This window comes from bacterium (assembly GCA_037131655.1).
Lineage (GTDB): Bacteria > Armatimonadota > Fimbriimonadia > Fimbriimonadales > JBAXQP01 > JBAXQP01.
Genome location: JBAXQP010000391.1, coordinates 1 through 2,125, shown reverse-complemented (window position 1 = coordinate 2,125; position 2,125 = coordinate 1). Strand labels below are relative to the sequence as shown.

Sequence of the window (2,125 nt, the reverse complement as noted above, 5' to 3'; positions counted from 1 at the left end):
GATTAAGCCTGGCGATATTGTTCTTTCCTTGCATAACGTCCCGACAAACGCACGTTTCTTCGAGCAGGTCCCGCTCTTTTATCAGAGAATTGCCGACCTACCGGTCGGCAGCACAGCAAATTTCCACCTTCAAAGAAATGGAAAGCTGCTAAACCTTAAAGTATCTGTCTCTCTTCTAAAACCTGATGCAGGCGATGAAGAGGAATTCAGGAAAATGGGATTAACGGTCCAGACGATCACCGAAATGATGGCTCTCAATCGACAACTTCGTTCGACCAAAGGAGTAATCGTTACGGGTGTTCGTTCGGGCTACCCATTCGAGGGAGCACAACCTCGTATTTCTGAGAATGATATTATTACATCGGTTGATGGAAAACTGACACCCAACATGGTCGCTTTCAAAAAAACGCTCAGCGATCTCAAAAAGAATGAATTCGAAGTAAGTTTTCTAAGGAAAAGCGAGCAGATCGTCACTGTCGTAAAAATCCCAAAGGACAATTCGGATACCTATGGCGGTGACCTTCCAAAACCTTGGCTTGGGCTTAAAATGCAGGTTGTGACATCGGAAATTGCCCAAGTATTGAATATCCCCGGCACAACCGGTTTTCGAATCACTCAGGTCTTTCCATGGTCTGAAGTCAGCAAAGCTGGGCTTCAAGTTGGGGACATTATTACCGCTGTTAATGGCAGTGAATTGACGGCTTCACGCCCACAAGATTCGGAAGACTTGCGGCGAATGGTCGAAGAACTTTCTGTCGGGGAGAAAGCTGAGTTTTCAGTTTTACGAAATGGCAAACCCATGAAAGTGGAAGCTGTTTTGGAAGCTAGCCCAACTGCGATAGCAAATGCAAAGACCAACAAAAACCTGGAGTTTGAATTCTCTGTTCGCGAGATAACTGAGATAGACAAGGTCCAAAATCGTTGGGCGAAAGACCAACAAGGACTGCTTACGATCGAGGTAACTCGAGGCGGTTGGGCACAAATGTCCGGTCTTAAGGCAGACGATTTGATACTTTCAATTAACGGACAATCAGTAACCAATGTCGCTTCATTTGAAAGCGTTATTAAGCAAGTCATGAAGGCTCAACCGAAAGTGATCCAGATATTTGTCCGACGCGATTACCGCACCCATTTCATCTTCATCGAACCCGATTGGGCAAAATTGGGCGATGGGAAATAACCATCTATAATGAATACCGATCAAAAATCAAGAAAGAAAGGCAATTAAAAATGAAAAGAAGTTCTGTTATCCTATTTATTTTGGGAACCCTAGTTGCGATGGCTGCCATCCCGGCATATTGTGATGAAGCATCCGACCAACTCCGCAGTCTAGTCGAAAAGCAAGCGGCTGCTTTAGTTACCATTAAGGCTGTGCTAAAGGTCGAATATAAAGGAGGAGGAGAAACTGGAGATAACGAGGCGCGCTCGACTATGCAAGGCGTTCTTGTAACTTCTGATGGGCTTATTATGCTATCGGATACGAACCTATCGGCCAAACGATATATGGATTATATGGGTAGTGACGGCCCAGAGGGGTTCAGCATGAAAATTACCCCGACAAGTCTAAAAGTTATCTTCGAGCATGAAACGAAAGAATACGATGCCTTTCTAGCGGCTAGTGATACTGTTCTTGGGATTGCATTCCTTCAGATAGAAAACCTCGAAGGGCGTATCATTACTCCGATAGATTTCAGCACACCTGCGACTGCAACTATCGGTCAGCAAGTAGCTCAAATATCTCGATTATCAAAAGGGTTCGACTATACACCGGTCTTTCAATTAGGAAGAATAAACGGTGAGATCACCAAGCCTCGTAAAGGCTGGTGCGTTAGCATGGGAGATTTTGGTCTACCGGTATTCTCTCTTACAGGCCAGCCAATCGGCGTTTTGTGCATGATCTTGTCAGGTACAAAGCCTGATGAGTCATCACGAGGCGCAATGCTCGGTGGCAATGAATCACCTTTTGAGAGCATCATTATTCAGAACGCGACGATCAAGGCTATCATCGACCAAGCAATCAAACAATCCGCCACAGTCGCTGCCCAACGCGCTGCTAAAAAAGCGGAAGAAAAGACCGAGGAAACCACACCAACCCCCGCCCCAATCAAACCGCCACCAACCAAAC

General features: G+C 45.7%; 2 protein-coding genes. Both read left to right on the top strand.

Annotated features, from left to right (window positions below; genetic code table 11):
• The coding region (locus tag WCO51_12820) for a PDZ domain-containing protein (protein ID MEI6514136.1) at window positions 1-1,180 on the top strand (1,180 nt) is incomplete at its 5' end.
• A 50-nt stretch (window positions 1,181-1,230) separates the two neighbouring features.
• A partial coding sequence (locus WCO51_12815; protein MEI6514135.1) for a hypothetical protein occupies window positions 1,231-2,125 on the top strand: 895 nt, incomplete at its 3' end.